The 15,965-nt window shown below is 69.5% G+C and carries 14 protein-coding genes; 5 read left to right on the top strand and 9 right to left on the bottom strand.

The features are described 5' to 3' along the window. Positions 1–29 precede the first annotated feature (29 nt). Together J7E45_RS14580 and J7E45_RS14575 are read right to left on the bottom strand one after the other, a co-directional pair. Positions 30–1,655: an FAD-dependent oxidoreductase gene (locus tag J7E45_RS14580; protein ID WP_215070248.1), complete on the bottom strand. Its 1,626-nt coding sequence runs from the start codon at positions 1,653–1,655 to the stop codon at positions 30–32. Beyond that, positions 1,652–2,740 (bottom strand): LacI family DNA-binding transcriptional regulator, encoded by a 1,089-nt coding sequence (locus J7E45_RS14575; RefSeq protein WP_215070247.1) that lies wholly within the window; start codon positions 2,738–2,740, stop codon positions 1,652–1,654. Before J7E45_RS14575 ends, J7E45_RS14580 begins: the two co-directional genes overlap by 4 nt. A gap of 239 nt (positions 2,741–2,979) precedes the next feature. Here J7E45_RS14575 and J7E45_RS14570 point away from each other — a divergent pair, with 239 nt between their 5' ends. Then, the gene (locus tag J7E45_RS14570) at positions 2,980–3,765 is read left to right on the top strand and encodes a DNA/RNA non-specific endonuclease (protein WP_215070245.1); all 786 of its coding nucleotides are present in this window, start codon (positions 2,980–2,982) and stop codon (positions 3,763–3,765) included. Positions 3,766–3,816: 51 nt separating this feature from the next. Next, complete coding sequence (locus tag J7E45_RS14565; RefSeq protein WP_251054271.1) at positions 3,817–4,527, top strand: hypothetical protein; 711 nt, start codon at positions 3,817–3,819, stop codon at positions 4,525–4,527. Here J7E45_RS14565 and J7E45_RS14560 read toward each other — a convergent pair. From J7E45_RS14560 to J7E45_RS14540, 5 genes are read right to left on the bottom strand one after another with little or no spacing between them, the layout of a single operon-like run. Beyond that, positions 4,491–5,579: an alkene reductase gene (locus J7E45_RS14560; RefSeq protein ID WP_215070241.1), complete on the bottom strand. Its 1,089-nt coding sequence runs from the start codon at positions 5,577–5,579 to the stop codon at positions 4,491–4,493. The two genes, J7E45_RS14565 and J7E45_RS14560, sit on opposite strands and share 37 nt — an antisense overlap. 39 nt (positions 5,580–5,618) lie before the next feature. Continuing rightward, positions 5,619–6,128 (bottom strand): MarR family transcriptional regulator, encoded by a 510-nt coding sequence (locus J7E45_RS14555; protein ID WP_215070239.1) that lies wholly within the window; start codon positions 6,126–6,128, stop codon positions 5,619–5,621. Between the two features lie 53 nt (positions 6,129–6,181). Then, positions 6,182–6,637 carry a MarR family transcriptional regulator gene (locus J7E45_RS14550; protein ID WP_215070237.1) on the bottom strand — a complete coding sequence of 152 codons (456 nt, stop codon included), beginning with the start codon at positions 6,635–6,637 and terminating at the stop codon, positions 6,182–6,184. A gap of 1 nt (position 6,638) precedes the next feature. Continuing rightward, positions 6,639–8,405 (bottom strand): MDR family MFS transporter, encoded by a 1,767-nt coding sequence (locus tag J7E45_RS14545; RefSeq protein ID WP_167634631.1) that lies wholly within the window; start codon positions 8,403–8,405, stop codon positions 6,639–6,641. Between the two features lie 30 nt (positions 8,406–8,435). Next, the gene (locus J7E45_RS14540; RefSeq protein WP_215070235.1) at positions 8,436–9,380 is read right to left on the bottom strand and encodes a DMT family transporter; all 945 of its coding nucleotides are present in this window, start codon (positions 9,378–9,380) and stop codon (positions 8,436–8,438) included. Between the two features lie 67 nt (positions 9,381–9,447). On the opposite strand from J7E45_RS14540, the gene J7E45_RS14535 reads away from it, so the two are divergent. Together J7E45_RS14535 and J7E45_RS14530 are read left to right on the top strand one after the other, a co-directional pair. Beyond that, the gene (locus J7E45_RS14535) at positions 9,448–10,062 is read left to right on the top strand and encodes a TetR/AcrR family transcriptional regulator (RefSeq protein WP_215070233.1); all 615 of its coding nucleotides are present in this window, start codon (positions 9,448–9,450) and stop codon (positions 10,060–10,062) included. A gap of 59 nt (positions 10,063–10,121) precedes the next feature. Further along, positions 10,122–11,012 carry an alpha/beta fold hydrolase gene (locus J7E45_RS14530; protein WP_215070231.1) on the top strand — a complete coding sequence of 297 codons (891 nt, stop codon included), beginning with the start codon at positions 10,122–10,124 and terminating at the stop codon, positions 11,010–11,012. A gap of 1 nt (position 11,013) precedes the next feature. Here J7E45_RS14530 and J7E45_RS14525 read toward each other — a convergent pair whose 3' ends face one another. Next, entirely contained in the window at positions 11,014–11,775 is a 762-nt protein-coding gene (locus J7E45_RS14525; RefSeq protein ID WP_167634596.1) for a glycosyltransferase family 2 protein, read from the bottom strand. A gap of 115 nt (positions 11,776–11,890) precedes the next feature. On the opposite strand from J7E45_RS14525, the gene J7E45_RS14520 reads away from it, so the two are divergent. Beyond that, entirely contained in the window at positions 11,891–12,610 is a 720-nt protein-coding gene (locus J7E45_RS14520; protein ID WP_215070229.1) for a GDSL-type esterase/lipase family protein, read from the top strand. A 30-nt stretch (positions 12,611–12,640) separates the two neighbouring features. On the opposite strand, the gene J7E45_RS14515 is transcribed toward J7E45_RS14520, so the two are convergent. Beyond that, positions 12,641–15,826 carry a right-handed parallel beta-helix repeat-containing protein gene (locus tag J7E45_RS14515; protein WP_215070227.1) on the bottom strand — a complete coding sequence of 1,062 codons (3,186 nt, stop codon included), beginning with the start codon at positions 15,824–15,826 and terminating at the stop codon, positions 12,641–12,643. Positions 15,827–15,965: the final 139 nt, after the last annotated feature.

The following is a 15,965-nucleotide window of genomic DNA, read 5'->3' as shown; positions in this document are numbered from 1 at the left end:
AAGTGCTGCGGGAGGGGGTCGGCGTCGAGTCAGTAGGCGTGGGCTCGTCCCTCCGGCCAGTGCCGCTCGACACCGGTCTCGTCGAGCTCGCGCTGGTAGTCGGCGAGAAGGGCGTCGTCGGCATGCACGGCGTGCGGGGCGGTGTCCTCGGCGAGGCAGTAGGCGGCGAGGTGCCCGGCGGCCTCGCCGATGTTCCACTCCACGGGGTGCAGTCGGTAGCAGCCGTTGGTGATGTGCGTGGTGCCGATGTTCTTGTTCGCCGCAAGCAGGTTCGTCATCCGCTGCGGGATGAGGGCGCCGAGCGGGATCTCGAACGGGGTCGAGGCGACGTCGATGTACGTGTCGCCCCCGGTCGAGGGGTGGAGGTCGATCCGGTACATCCCCACGCCGACGGAGTCGCGGTAGCGCGTCGCCCCGTCATCACCGCGGACGGCGTAGGAGACGTCGTTCTCGGTGATCGTCGTGAGCGCGCGGATGCGGCGCGACTCCCGGTGGTATGGGGCCTGAGCGAGGCCGTCGTCCGACCCCATCACATCGGGTCGGAGACGCAGCCCGGGAAAGCCGAAGCCACCGTCGGGTCGAGGAGCCTCGGTCTGCATCCAGTGCACCATCGAGAGGCTGAGCTGACGGGCGCGCTCGTAGTGCGCGATCTCCTCCTCGCGGTCGGCCGTCAGCACGGGAGCGAGGAAGTAGTCGATGCTCGGCCAGTTGACGAGGCAGATGTCGCTCTCGTAGAACCCGTCCGCGAAGAGGTCGCGGGCGGCGATCCGGCGGAAGGTCCAGAGGTTGGCGTCACCGGCGTTGCGGGACTGATCGGCGTCGACGTCGAGCACGTCGTCTCCGGGGTTCGGGGCGAACCCACGGGTGCCGATCTCGAGCGTGCGCGGGTTCGGCGCCTGCCAGGAGAGCATCCGCTCCCCCTGCCACGCTGCCGGCGCGTACTCGCGCCAGAAGTCGTACTCGGCGGGGCGGGGAACGGTGTGATCGCCATCGACGTGATCGATCGCGAAGCAGACGCTGAATGCCTGCACGTTGTCGGGCTGTGCCTGCTCGGGCGCACTCGGCTCCCCGGTCTCGGCGCGGGACTCGAAGCCGGTGACGTGCTCCACGTCGGCCAGCGGCAGCAGCTCGCCGGTCTCGGTCGCGTCCAGCACGAACCGGGCGCGCACGACCGTCTCGCCGCCGTCGACCACCGAGGAGAGGGTCACCGAGCGGATCGCGTCGCCGTCGGCGGTCGCCGCGATCGGGCGCACCCGCTCGAGGAGCCGGATCCGCCCGGTCGAGCGGTGGGGTGCCAACATCTCCTCGAGCACGCCCACCGCGATCCGCGGCTCATGGCAGAGCTTCGACACCCAGCCGGCGCCGGGGTTCAGCTCATCTCGCTCGCGCGCGGCGTCGGTCAGCGGGTAGCGGCGTCGGTACACGTCGCGGATGCCGTCGCGCAGGGCGCGGTAGCGTGCGGTGATCCCGAACTCCTCGACCCACGGGTGCTCATCCGGCGGAACCGCCTGCGACGTGAGCTGCCCTCCGATCCACGGGAACTCCTCCGTCAGCACGACGCGGGCACCTCGATCTGCGGCAGCGAGGGCGGCGGCGACGCCGCCGAGACCTGCTCCGACGATGAGGATGTCGGTGTGGATGTCGTGCTCGGTCACGCGGGGTTCCTTTCGGAGGATGAGGAGACGGCGGCGGCGATCGTTGCACCGTCGACGTCAGGGCAGGGAAGAAGCTGGTGGTAATCCGCATCGTCGAGCACGGGCTCTCGGCGGGAGGCGCCCTCGGCACGAGACTCCTGCTCGACGATCCGGGAGAGCAGCACGACGGCGCGCGCGCCCATCTCCTCGCGGGGCACGACGAAGCCCGACCAGGAGCGACCGCCCTTGCGGGGATGCAGCGGCTGGCCGAGCAACAGCATCGAGACGTGCTGCGGGACATGTCGCCCGCGCACGGCGAGCTCGTCGGCGAGCTCTTCGGGGTGGTGTTCGGGAGCCACGAGGATCGCGGTGAGTCCCCGCTCGACGATCTCGTCGGCGGCGTCGGCGACGTCGTCGACGTCGACGAACCGCAGGGGGAAACCTGCGTCGCGCATCGCGCGGGTGTAGCCCTCGATGCGGTCGAGCGTGGGCTGATCGGTGCCCCGCGGTCCGGCGTAGCCGATGCGGGTGTGGCCGCGCTCGGTCAGGCGCGACACCTGACGGGCGGTGGCTTCGACGTAGTCGGCCCCGACGAACGGCAGCATCCGCCCCTCGCTGGTCCGCTTCCCGATGAACACGAACGGATAGTTGGTGTCGAGGAGGTGCTGCAACTCGCTCTGGTCCTCCTGCTGTCCGAGCAGCAGGCAGCCGTCGGCGATGCCCAGTCGCTGCCACCCGTCGCGGGTGAGCCGACGGCGGCCGTCGACCACCCGCGCCGACGTGAACAGCAGCATGTCGACGCCGAGCTGCTCGGCCGCCTGCTCGATGCCGTTGAGGAATCCGCCGTAGAAGTCCTGACCCCCGCGCGGGAACGTTTTCTCGTAGGTGAACACCCCGAGGATCTGGTTTCGGCCTCCCGCCAGGCGCTGAGCCATCGGGTTGGCCGAGTATCCGGTGATGCGCATCGCCTCGATCACCCGGCTCCGCGTCTCCTCCGAGATCCGCACGCCGGCGGGGGCGCTTCCGTTGAGCACGAAGCTCACCGTCGATTGACTGACGCCCGCCATGGCGGCGACATCGGCCTGGGTGAAGCGACGACGCGGCATCGATCCTCCTCGATCAGGTGTCGGGTCCCTCACCCGAACGACACCTGAGTCTCGGCGCTGCGGTCGAGGCAGGTCAAGGTGATAATGCGCATTATTTGTACTGCGTCGCGGACCTCGGCCGCGGATACCCACTCGTTGCGGGGCACGGCATCCCTCGGCGATCGGTCGACGCGCGGTGGGATCATGCGCATTATGAGGCCGCAGGTGCGCGCGTCGGTGGCACCGGGCACGATGAGGGCATGACCGACGGCTACGATCCGGAGTTCCTCGGAGCGACTCTCCCCCTTCCACGCCCGGCGCAGCCGGTGCGCCCGCTCCCCTATCCGCGCTTCACGGTGTTGCTCGATCCTGCACGGCAGCTCGCCGCAGTGACCGCGGTGAACATCGACGGCGCCTCGCTGCAGGATCTCCCGCGCACCGGCGACTGGCGTCTCGACGAACGCGTGCCGGCCGCCGAGCAGACCGGGCCGGAGGTGTATGCCCACAACGACCTCGACCGCGGGCACCTCGTGCGCCGCCGCGATCCCGGATGGGGGCCGGTCGACGTGGCTCGCGCCGCCACCGAGGCGACCTTCTTCTACCCGAACGCCGCACCGCAGGCCGCCGGCTTCAACCAGTCGAAGGAGCTGTGGCTCGGCCTCGAAGACCATGTGCTCGCCTACGCCGAGACGACCGATCAGCGGGTGTCGGTCTTCACCGCGCCGGTCCTGGCCGACGACGACCCCCCGTACCGCGGCATCCGGATTCCGCTGCGGTTCTGGAAGATCGCCGCCTGGCAGGGGCCGGGCGGGCTCGCCGCCGCCGGTTTCGTTCTCGATCAGTCAGACCTCGTCGACACGCGGGAGGGGGTGCTCGCCGTCCCTCCTCTCGGCGCCTTCCGCACCTTCCAAGTGCCGATCGCCGACGTCGCGGCCCTGACCGGCATCGACCTCGGACACTTGCCCCGTGCAGATGTGCGTGAGCGACCGGGAGCCCGCGAGATCGGGTGGCAGGCTCTGGACACTGCGGACGACATCCTGTTGTGACGCGGGCCGACGGGGCACACTGGACCGATGGAGTACAGCGGAGTAGTCCCGATGGACGCGCCAGACCCGAGCATCGAGGCGGAGGCCCGACTGCGGAGCCTTCCGTTCCCCGTCTTCGAGCTGAGGCCGCAGCCGGCGCTCACGCGCATGTCGATCGCCGGTTTCACGGAGATCGGCGGCTCGGCGGGCAGCGAAGAGGTGTCCACGGATTTCAGCTACACGTTGTGGCGGTACCCCGACGATCATGCCGACCACCGCAATGAGATCGAGCTGGACGAGGCGACGAGGCGTTCCCTCGAAGACGAACCGCCGTGGGGGCGTCCGGCCTGGCTGATCGAGCAGGTGCAGGCGTTCCGATACCCGATGCTGTGGGAGGCAGTGCGCACCACCTGGCGTGCTTCCCCTGCTCGCGAAGGGAGTTTCCTCGACGAGCAGCTCGTCGCCCACACCAACCACATCCTGCGCAACCGATTCCGCGAGGAGCTCGGCCTCTCGTGGGATCCGCGCACCGATGACGACGACGCGTGGGCCGCGACGACCACCGCGGCGTCGGACGCCTCACTCGACGTCGATGGAGAACACCGCCCCGCGCGGCAGATCGACACCGACCCGTTCGTCTACAGCGTCGGATTCCGCGTCGACGAGCATGTCGTGTGCTCGATGGTCATCCCCCGAGACGCCCTGCCCCTGGTCGACCTCGCTGTCACGCGCCTCTCGACGGGCCCTCAGACCCCGGCGCGCACGACCTCCAGCGACGGGTAGTCGGTGTACCCCTCTGCCGTGCGTCCGTAGAACAGCTGCGGGCGCGGGTCGTTGAGCTCGGCCCCCTCCTGCCACCGCTCGACCAGGTCGGGGTTGGCGATCACGGGGCGACCGGCGGCGACGGCATCCGCCCATCCGTCATCGACCAGGGCCTCGGCATCGTCCCGCGTCGTGACGACACCGAAGCCGGTGTTGATGATCAGGGGCGCGCCCGCCGTGCGCCGGATGTGCTGCACGAGCTCGCTCGTCGGTGCGGCACTCAGCACGTCGACGAAGGCGAGACCGAGCGGGGCGAGTCCCTGGGCGACGGCGGCGTAGGTCGCGTGTACGTCTGCGTCATCCTCTTCGAGCACGCCCTGGATGTTGTGCTGCGGCGACAGCCGGATGCCGGTGCGGTCGGCGCCCACCGCCGCCGCGACGGCTGTCGCGACCTCGATCGCGAAGCGGGCGCGGTTCTCGGGCGAACCGCCGTACCGGTCGTCGCGGATGTTCGACACGGGCGACAGGAACTCGTGGACCAGGTAGCCGTTGGCACCGTGCACCTCGACGCCGTCGAAGCCCGCGGCGATCGCGTTGCGCGCGGCCTGTGCGAACTGCTCGACGACCTCGGGGATCTCGTCGAGGGTGAGCGCGTGGGCGACGGGAAGGTCGGCCTTGCCCACGGGCGTGTGCGTCTGGCCGGGTGCGGCGAGCGCGCTCGGGGCGACCACGCGCGGCTGCCCGGAGATCTCCGGGTGCCCCACTCGGCCACCGTGCATCAGCTGCATGACGATCGTGCCGCCCGCCTCGTGGACCGCTGCGGTGACGGGCCGCCACCCCTCGATCTGGGCGGGCGTGACGATGCCCGGCTGGCCCGCATAGGACTTGCCTTCGGCAGCTGGCCAGGTGCCCTCGGAGATGATGAGGCCCTGACCCGCGCGCTGCCGGTAGTACTCCGCCATCACCTCGCTGGCCACCCCGTCGTCATCCGCGCGGGTGCGGGTGAGCGGCGCCATGACGACGCGATTGGACAGCTGCAGGGCGCCGAAGACGGCCGGATCGAAGAGGGTCACAGAGGGAGGTAAGGCTCGGGGCGAGCCTCGTATTCCCCTTCAGTTGCCACCGAGGGCGGAGAGCAGGTCGGCGAAGTGGTCGAGGTCGGCGGCCGTCCACTTGCGCAGCCGCTCACCGATGCGCCCCTCGTAGCGGGAGCGGGCGACGGCGATCCGCTCCTGCGCCAGGTCGGTCGCGACGAGGACGCGCGCGCGGCGATCCTCTGGATCGTGCACGCTCTCGACGAGTCCGAGCTGCTCGAGCTGGCGCACCTGACGGCTCACCGCTGACTTGTCTGTCTGCAGGTGCTCGATGATCGCGCCGGCCGAGGTCGCCTTGCCGGTCGCGATCGAGGTGAGCACCTGGTAGCCGAGAGGCTGCAGTTCGGGGTGGACGGTCGCGGCGGCCTCGCGCCAGCTGATGCGGATGCGCGCGAAGAGACGACCGAGTTCCTGCTCGACCCTGGTGACGGCCTGATCGAGATCCGCCCCGCTCAGACGGCCCTCTTCAGAGGGAGATGCGGGGGTGTCGGCGGGGGTGTCGGCGGGGGCGTCGGACGAGGCGCTCATGCTCGCCAGTGTACGGCGAAGCCCCGCCGTCGAACGCGACAGCGGGGCTTCACTCAGACCTCTGCGAGGAGTCGGAACACCTTGGATGCGGCCTGGATCTCGTCGGGGGTGAGCTCGTCGACGACGGCCTGCAGGCGGGTGCCGTACTCGCGGCGGACCTCGGCGAGCGCCGTGCATGCCGACGGGGTCGCGCTCAGCACCCGGAGCCGCCCGTCCCGCTCGTCCGGCCGGGACTCGAGGAGTCCTGCCTCCTCCAGCATCCGCACCTGACGGCTGATGACCGACTTGTCCATCTCGAACCGCTCGGCCAGCTCATGCGCGTTCGCGGTGCCCGCCCGGGCGATGAACGTCAGCAGCTTGTACCCGGCCACCTGCAGCTCGGGGTGCACCCGAGCTGCAGACTCCTTCCACAGCGACCTGGTCCTCGCGAAGATGAGGTTCAGGTGCGCCTGGAGGTCACCGAGCGCGCTGTCGACATCTGCCGGCTCGACCGCTGCGGGGGCGAGCATCTCAGCGCTCCTGGTCCCGATCTTCGCGTTCGAGGACGCGCACCGAACCGGTCGCGGGCGACGCGGACTCCGCACCTCCGAGCCGGATGGCCCCGGTGGAGAGCGACGCGCCGACCTCGGCCTCGGAGACCTCGATGATCGACTCCTCCGCCTGCTCGAGCATCTGCTCGGCGGCGTTCTTCGTCGACAGCGGCTTGTTCTTGATGAACGCGATCGCGATGATGGCGATCACCGCGAGCGGGATGGCGATGATGAACGAGTCGGCGATGCCGTGGCCGTAGGCGCCCTCGACGATCGTGCGGATCGTGTCGGGCAGCTGCCCGACCTTCGGCACGTCACCCGAGGCGAGGTGCTTGAGCGCATCGACCTCGGCGGGGGTCGTCGGCGTGAAACCCTTGAGCGAGTCGGTGATGTACGACGCGACGCTGGTCGACAGCATCGCCCCCATGACCGTGACGCCGATGGTGCCGGCGATCGTGCGGAAGAAGTTCACGTTCGACGACGCGGCGCCCAGCTGCTGCGGCGCGGTGTCGTTCTGCACGATGAGCGTGAGGTTCTGCATGACCATGCCGAGACCCGCGCCGAGGATGAACATGTACACCGCGACCAGCGGGAACGGGGTGTCGTAGCGCAGGGTGGCCATCAGACTGACGCCGATGGTGGCGAGCACCGAGCCCGTCAGCATCCAGCCCTTCCACTTGCCGAAGCGGCTCACGAGCTGGCCGATGATGATCGACGCGCCCATCTGGCCGATGATCATCGGGATGGTCATCAGGCCCGACTCGGTGGGCGTGGCGCCACGAGCCAGCTGGAAGTACTGCGCGAGGAACACCGAGGTCGCGAACATCGAGACGCCGATGGCGATCGAGGCGATGACCGAGAGGGTGAAGGTGCGGTTGCGGAACAGCGACATCGGCACGATCGGTTCCTTGACGAAGAACTCGACCGTGATGAAGGCGGCGATCGCGACTCCGGCGATGACGGCGAGCATGATGCTCGTCGAGGAGTCCCAGTCGAACTGGCTGCCGCCCATCGAGACCCAGATGAGCAGGGTCGAGACGCCGACCGCGAGGAGCACGATGCCGAAGTAGTCGATCGAGACCTTGCTGTCGCGCTGCGGCTTGGGCAGGTGCAGCGTGAACTGCAGCAGGACGAGGGCGAGGATCGCGAACGGCACGCCGACGAAGAAGTTGGAGCGCCAGCCCCACACGTCGGTGAGGAGTCCGCCGAGCAGCGGGCCGCCGATGGTGCCGAGGGCCATGATGCCGCCGACGACGCCCATGTACTTGCCGCGCTCACGCGGGGAGATGATGAGGGCCACGGCGATCATGACGAGCGACATCAGGCCGCCGACGCCGATGCCCTGGATGACGCGAACCGCGATGAGCATGTTCGTGTCGGTCGAGAAGCCGGCGATCACGGTGCCGACCGTGAAGAGGATGAGCGAGATCTGCACGAGGACCTTGCGGTCGACGAGGTCGGCGAGCTTGCCCCAGATGGGGGTCGAGACGGCGGTGGCCAGCAGGCTCGCGGTGATGACCCAGGTGTACTGGGACTGGGTGCCGCCGAGGTCGGCGATGATGACCGGCATCGAGGTCGACACGACGGTGCCCGAGAGCACGGCGACGAACATGCCGACGACGAGTCCGGAGATCGCGGTGAAGACCTCGCGGGCCGAGCGGGTGGCTTCGGGTGCTGAGGATGTGGTGTTTGTCACGGGGGTAACGCTCCTGCGTAGAAAGTTGATCGAGGTCAACCATACTCCGATAGTTGCGAAAGCGCAACTATCGGAGGGTGTTCACAACTCCTCGATGAACGCGCGCGAAACCGCCCCCAGAGCCCCGGATCGCGAATCTCCCGACGATTCTGAGGAGTTATGCACGGCGCGCGTCTCGCTCACGAGCACCGCGGCCACACCGCCGGCACAGAGGGCGAAACCGAGGACGGTGAGCACCGTGAGCGGCTCACCCAGCAGGAGCGCGCCCGCCAGCGCGGTCGTCGGCGCGATCAGGAAGAGCAGCGCATTCAGAGCGGTGATGCCGACCCGGCGCAGCAACCACCAGTAGAGCCCATAGGCCGCGAGCGTCGGGAAGACAGCGGCGAATCCGGCGGCGATCCAGAACGATGCGGATGCCGGCGGCGCGAGCGCACCGAAGACTGCGGCGACCGGCACGAGGGCGGCAGCGGTCACCGTGACGTGGATGGTCAGCGTCACCAGGGTGCTCGTCCGCGGTTCGGAGCGGCGCTGGAGGAACGTGGCGACGATCAGGGACGCCATCGCGAGGGCAGGCCACAGGTAGGCGATCGGGTGCGCCGCGGAACCTTCGAGCTGCGAGCGCACGACCAGCAGGACCCCCACGGCCCCGAGCAGGAGTCCAGCCCACTGCGCCGCGCGCACGCGGAGCCCGAGCAGCGGACCGACCAGCGCTGCGACAACGAGGGGCTGCACGGCATCGATCAGCGCCGTGGTGCCGGTGGCGACGCCCGAGGCGATGGCCATGTACACCGCCGTGCAGTAGCCGAACTGGGCGAAGAGTCCGATGACCGCCTGTCGGGCCAGGTCGCGCCGCGTGACGCCGCGAGCAGCACCGGTGAAAAGCACGATCGCGAGCAGGATCGCAGCGAGGGGAACGAAGCGCCAGACGAGCAGCGTCAGCGGCGGCACCTCGACGGCGGCGATCGCCGGCACGAGAAATCCGGAGCTCCAGGTGACGACGAAGGCCACGGATGCCGCGATCGTCACACTGACACGAACTATACCGATCTGTATACCCTTTCCCCCGACTATACAGGTTGGTATACTCAACGTCATGGCCGTCCCCGTCCCCGACCTCGCCCCGCTCACCCCTGGCGCCTCCCGCGTGCTCGACGCGGCGTCGCTGCTCTTCTACGAGCGCGGCATCCACGCGGTGGGGGTCGACACGATCGCCGAGGCCGCTGGCGTCACCAAGAAGACCCTCTACGACCGCTTCGGCTCCAAGGAAGCGCTGGTCGTCTCCTACCTCCAGCACCGCGATGCGCGTTGGCGGACACACGTCGCCGAGCACCTCTCGCGCGTGCCCGAGCCCGGCATCGAGCGCGTGCTCGCCGTGTTCGACGCGGCGATCACCTGGTCGGACGAGAACAGCCCGAAGGGGTGCAGCGCGATCAACGCGCGCGCCGAGATCGGCGACGGCCACGATGGCCATCCCGTCTTCCCCGAGGTGGCGCGGCAGAAGGCCTGGCTGCTCGACCTGTTCGCCGAGCTCTGCCGGGAGGCCGGCGCCGCGGACCCCGACCTGATGTCGAAGGCCCTGATGCTGCTGTACGAGGGTGCCATCGTCACGGTCGGCATGGAGACGTTCGGCACGCCGTGGGAGACGGCACGCGCACTGGCCGAGACGATGCTGATGCAGGACCGGGGGTTTCTCTCACCGCCCCGCTGATCCACCTCATCCCGCGCGTGATCCTTCTGCGCAGGTCCATCGGGGAGTAGCTTTTCAGCGTGTCGACGGATTCGCGGAGTGAGCGGGCGCACATCGCCCCGGCAGACCTCGACGCGGCACTCGGCGACGTCGATTGGACGGTGCCGCCCGTCGGGTCGACGGCCTCGCGATTCTCGGCGCCGAGCGGCGAGCTGGCCGTGGTGTCGCTGGGCGATCCCGCGCATCCGCGCGTGGTCCTGGTACCGGGGGCGACCGGCTCCAAAGAGGACTTCGCACTGATGCTGCCACTCCTGGCGGAGGCGGGCTTCTTCGTGCAGTCGTTCGACCTCGCCGGACAGTACGAATCACATGCCGCCGGGGCGCACACGAGCTACACATACGAGCTGTTCATCGGCGACCTCATCGCCTTCCTCGAAGCCGGCACCCCCGCTCATCTGCTGGGCTACTCCTTCGCCGGCACGGTCGCGCAGCTGGTCGCCGTCCGTCGCCCCGATCTCGTGCTCTCCCTGGCGCTCCTGACCACTCCCCCCGGCGTCGGCAACGTCTTCGCGACCATGAAGTGGCTGGGCCCGATCGCCCCGATAGCAAGCCCTCGCCGGGGCGCCGGACTCATGATCTGGGGGATCGTGACGAACAAGAACCGCGTCCCACCCCGGAGGCTCGAGTTCGTCCGCTCCCGGTTCGCGCTCACGAGCAGGCGCAGCGTCGACGAGATCGTCGGGCTCATGATGACCGCACCCGATGTGCGCGGCCGCGTGCGGGCACTGGACATGCCGAAGCTGGTCGTCGCCGGCTCGCATGACCTGTGGCCGCTCGCCGCCCATGAACGCTACGCCCACGACATCGGCGCCGACTTCCGCGCTTACGCGACCGGGCACAGCCCGAGCGAGACCACTCCGCATCAACTCACGGCTGATCTGCTCGATCTCTACACGCGCGCCGACGGCTGACTCAACCGCGGAGGGCCTCCGCATCAGCCTCACGCCGCGCCCGTCGCCGCACGCGCAGCGGCTCGTGCGACAGATGCAGCCGGACCGTGGGGAGCACATAGCTCAGCCGACGCCGGAGTGACGCCCAGTCCCGGAACGGGCGCGCCGACACCTCGACGACCAGACTCCGGTCCCGCAGCACGGTCATCTCGGGGCGCACGTGGAACGACAGGTCGAAGTCGTCGTGGATGTTCTGCTCCTCGCGGTGCACCTCGCCGCTCAGCATCCGCCAGGTCTCGGCGCGCATCGCCATGTTCGAGCCGAACAGCGGCGCATGCCCGAGCAGCGGGGTGAGCACCGTGTACATGCCGCCGATGTAGAGGTGCTCCCCCATCCAGTGCACCAGCGGCGTGGAGCCGTAGAAGCTCGGATCGCCGGTGAGGAAGTCGAGGCCGTCGCGGCTCCGGAACGTCCGCTCGATCCGCTCGATCCAGTCGGGCCTCGGGCGCGAATCGGCATCCAATCGCGCGATGATGTCGCCGGTCGCCGCGTCGTAGCCCGCCGCCGAGGCCCGAGGAATGCCCTGCACGGGCTCGGTCACCACGCGTGCACCGAACCGCTCGGCGACGGCCACGGTGTCATCCGTGCTGCCGTTGTCGACGACCACGACCTCGTCGGGTCGGCGGGTCTGCCGCTCAAGAGCGCGGAGGCAGTGCTCCAGAAGGACGGCGTCGTTCCGCACCGGGATGACCACGGAGACGGAGCGGGGGAAGACGGTCGTCATCGTTCTCCTGTCGTGCGTGTGGGCGTCGGAGACAGTCTCCCGCGTGCAGCCCCGTCAGACGGCGATTGAGAGAGGATGGACGGATGATCCGTGTTGTGGCCGACGGGACGCCGCGATGACCCGAATCCGTGGCAGCCGACTCCCCCTCCTCGCCGTCGCCGCGTCGCTCGCCGTGCTGGTCGGCGTCGGCACGGTGGTCTACCGCCGCATCATGTTTCCGCCGCTCCCGCGTCGACGCGAGGCACGGATCACCATCGCCGCCGTGGGCGACAGCAACACCTACGGGGCCGGCGCACTGCTCCGTGGCCGCCAGCGCAACTCGTATCCTGCGCAGCTCGAGCGGATCCTCGGCGACGGATACAAGGTGCTCAACTACGGCGTGAATCGGTGCACGCTGCAACAGCAAGGCGACTGGCCGTACGACGCGACTCCCCAGGCCACGGCGTCTCTGCAGGCCGGAGCGGACATCGTGCTCGTCATGCTCGGCTCGAACGATGCCCGCGGAGACAACTGGAATGCGGAGCGCTACGAGACCCAGCTCGCCGCGTTCGTGGAGCGCTATCGCACGCGCGGAGCGACCGTCTTCCTGCTGACTCCGCCTGTCGCGTTCCCGAATCGCCGCGGGGTCCACGAGCGGATCATCGCCGACGAGGCGGCCCCGATCGTGCGCGCCGTCGCGAGCAGGCTGGGGGTCGACCTGATCGACGTGTTCGACGTCACCCGCCGATCCGTCACACGGCATCCGGACGGCATCCACCTCGATGTCCGCGCGAGCGGGATCGTCGCCGAGACGGTCGCCGAGGCCCTCCAGATCCCGGGGAAGTCGGCGGAGTAGTCGGCACGCGAGCGCCGACAGCTCCCGACCTCAGACGCGGGGCCTCCGACGCATCGCCAGCGTCAGTCCCGCGAGGAGCAGCAGCACTCCCGCAGCCAGACCCGGTGCCGCATCCGCCCCGGTGAACGCCAGCCCACCGCCGGTTCCGCCACCGGAACCACCGCCGCCTCCACCTCCCGACGGATCCGAGCCCGCGCGCACAGCCCAAACCCCTTGCGCATCGTTGTCCGTGGCGGATGCCTCGGTGTCGGTGTCGATCGTCGGCACCTCGAGCGGGTTCAGCTGCTCGAAGACGACGTCGTCGAATCCGTCGTCGTCGAGGTCGGTGATCCCCGCCGGTGCGACGTAGGCGACGTTGCGCATCGTCTCGGTGCCGGCGGGCACGGAGACGATCCGGACGACGACCGACAGCACCGGCCCGTCGGCGCCCGCAGGCAGCTCTTCGGCGGCCGTCGCCGTGAGTCCGTCGACCGTGTACCCGTCGCCCGACATCGACACGAGTTCCACTCCGTCGGGCAGCAGCTGGGTGATCGACCACCCGGCCGGCGCCGCCCGCGGTCCGATGTTCTGCGGCGTGAGAGTCCAGGTGAGGGTGTCGCCCGCTGCGAGGACTTGATCGTCGTCGAGTTCGAGCGTCTGCTGGAGTGAGAGGTCGATGCAGTTCATCGGGTAGAGGACCGGCGCCTCCGTCAGCTCGTAGACGGCGGCCCCGCCCCCGTCGTAGAACAGCGCGTCATCGAGGTATCCGGTCGCCAGGCACTCGGAGCCCCAGTCGTTGGGGTCGTCGTGGTTGCGGGCATCCACCGCCACGGGGCCGTCTCCGGGCAGCGAGCGCTCGACACCCGCTGCCGCATCCGCACCGACGACGGCATTGGGGAACGTCCGCACCGCAGTGGAATCCGGATCGAAGGTGTTGCCGACGACGAGGACCGGATCCCGCAGAGTCCGTCGCTCCGCCTCGGGACTGGCCGGATCCGCGGTGCCGACGACCACGGATGTGCCGACTCCGGTGAAGACGTTGTCGCGCACGCGGACATCGGAGGACGAGTACGACCCCGCCTCCACGCCGTCCTCCCAGAGCGGCGTGACCCGCACCCCGACGCCGTCGGCCGCGTGGTCGATGTCGTTCTCCGCGACGAGCAGATCGTGCGCTCCTCCGGCCGTCACCACGTCGGGCTGGCCGCTCACCGTGTTGCGCACGACCTGGGTGGCCGTCGTCCCCTGGAGCACGTGGATCCCGCCGTCGTTGTCGGTCATGACGTTGTCGTGGATGACGATGTCGTGGCTGATCCCGTTCTCGGGTGTCGTCACCACGAATGCCCCGACCGCGGCATTGCCCGTGAAGGTGGAGGAACCCATATCGAGGTTCGAAACGCTGCGACCGTAGAGCGCGCGCTCCACCACACCGGCGACCGTGGCGTTCTGCACCGTCGCTCCGGAGGTCGCCGAGTAGAAGAACCCGTACGAGCCGGCGTCGATGGATGCGCGGTCGACGTGCACATCCTGCGAGCCGTACGCCCGGAGGATCGCCGCACCGGTCACCGGGGTCAGACCGGAGCGGCCGTGGACGACGATGTCCTGCGCGCGCACACCGATGGACTGGTGGATGACGAGCGCCGCGCCGGTCAGTTCGGCATCGACATCCGAGATCGTCGCGTTCGTCGCACCGAGCAGGTAGATGCCGCTCGAGGCATCCGGCGCACCGTCGGCGCGGACGTCGGAGATCCTGATGTCCGCACGATCCGACTCCGGGGTGAACGACGACTGCGAACCGATCGCGTAGAGGAACCCCGTCGCCTGCACGCCTGTCACCGTCACGCGACCGGCGTTGACGAGATTGATCCCGGTGCCGCTGTCGCCCCATGTTCCGGCGTCGAGCACGGGATCCGTGACCGAGGCCCGCTGCGTCGAGCCGAGAGTGATCCCGCCGAACGCGGTGATCCGCGGGGCGATGATCTCCGGGCCCTCACCGTCGTTGTCCACGTGCGTCGTGATGCCGTACATCATCCCGGTGATCGTCGGTGCGTCGATCCTGACGCTCGTCGAGCGGAGGGTCAGGATGCCCGTCGACTGGACGGCACCCGTGCCCGCGATGTCCGCGCGGACGATGCTCGCTCCGGTCGTGGCGCCGAGCGCGATGCCCTCGCGGCTGGCCCCGGTGATGGTCGCGTCGGTGATGGTCGCACCGGCCGATGCGTTGGTCGTGGCGGTGCCGATGCCGCGGGCGAAGCCGTCGACGGTCACGAGCTCGACGCGTGCTCCGTTCGAGTTCGCCAGATCGATCCCGGTACCGGTGCCGGCGGTGCCGGTGACCTCGACTCCCGAGACCTGCGGTTCCGTCGCAGCCCCCAGGGAGATACCCGAGGTCGCCGCGGTGAAGCTGCCCCCGGTGACGACGATCCCGCCGGCGGTCGATGCGGCGGTCACCGCGACCCCGGTCGCCACGCCGCTGATCTCGGCATCCGTGATCGAGGCCGATCCCGTCGTCAGGTTGATGCCGTACGACGAGACGACCCCGCCGCCGTCCATCGTGAAACCGTCGATGACGATGCCCGTCAGCCCCGCCCCCACCTGGATTCCGGTGGGCCTCGCGACCGCATTCGGATTCCGCACGGTCACACCCCGGATCGCGACATCGGTGCCCGTGACCGAGATGGTGGCCCCTGTCGATGCGACCCCCACCGTGACATCGTCGGCGAGTTGCAGTCCGCCGGCGCTGACGGTGAACCGGGTGTACAGCATGGAAGCGGCGCTGGTGTCGAGCGTCACCGCGCGAGTGACCGTGAGCGCTCCGGTGAAGGCGTAGTCGCTGGGGACGAAGGAGACGACCCCGTCCGCCGGGGCCGCGGTGATCGCCGCCTGAAGTGTGAGCAGCGCGCTGTCTGCCGGGCGCTGGGCGGGCGTCCCGACCCACGCCATCCGCACGGTGTTGGCGTTCGGGATCAGATTCGGGGCCGGAGGGGGTGGGAACTCGACGACGGTCTCATCCGGAACGGGCGACGGTTCGTCCAGCCCGTCCGGAACCGGAGTGTCGTCCGGCGGCTCCGGGTCGCCTGTCTCCAGGTCGGTCGGCGCCAGCAGCGCGGGAACGGGACCCCGGATGCTCGGTGCCGCCACGGCAGGTGACGAGGCGATCGCACCGGCTCCGAGGACCGCAGCGAGCACCACCGCCACGAGCAGCGGACCGCGCCGAGGTGCAGCAGTAATGCGGTTCATGTGGCCCCCTCGCGCCGAACCGGGACCGGCCCTCCGCCGGTGGTTGCCGATCGTAGCGCCCTCCCGATCCTCGTAACAGTCCCCTCTCACCTCACCCGGACGGGTGATCCGGCCGCGGGAAGCCGCGTGAGAGCATGAG

It is taken from the genome of Microbacterium sp. ISL-59 (genome assembly GCF_018613945.1).
Lineage (GTDB): Bacteria > Actinomycetota > Actinomycetes > Actinomycetales > Microbacteriaceae > Microbacterium > Microbacterium oxydans_B.
Note: the sequence above shows the minus strand (reverse complement) of the source record. Positions and strands in the feature narration are given on the sequence as shown.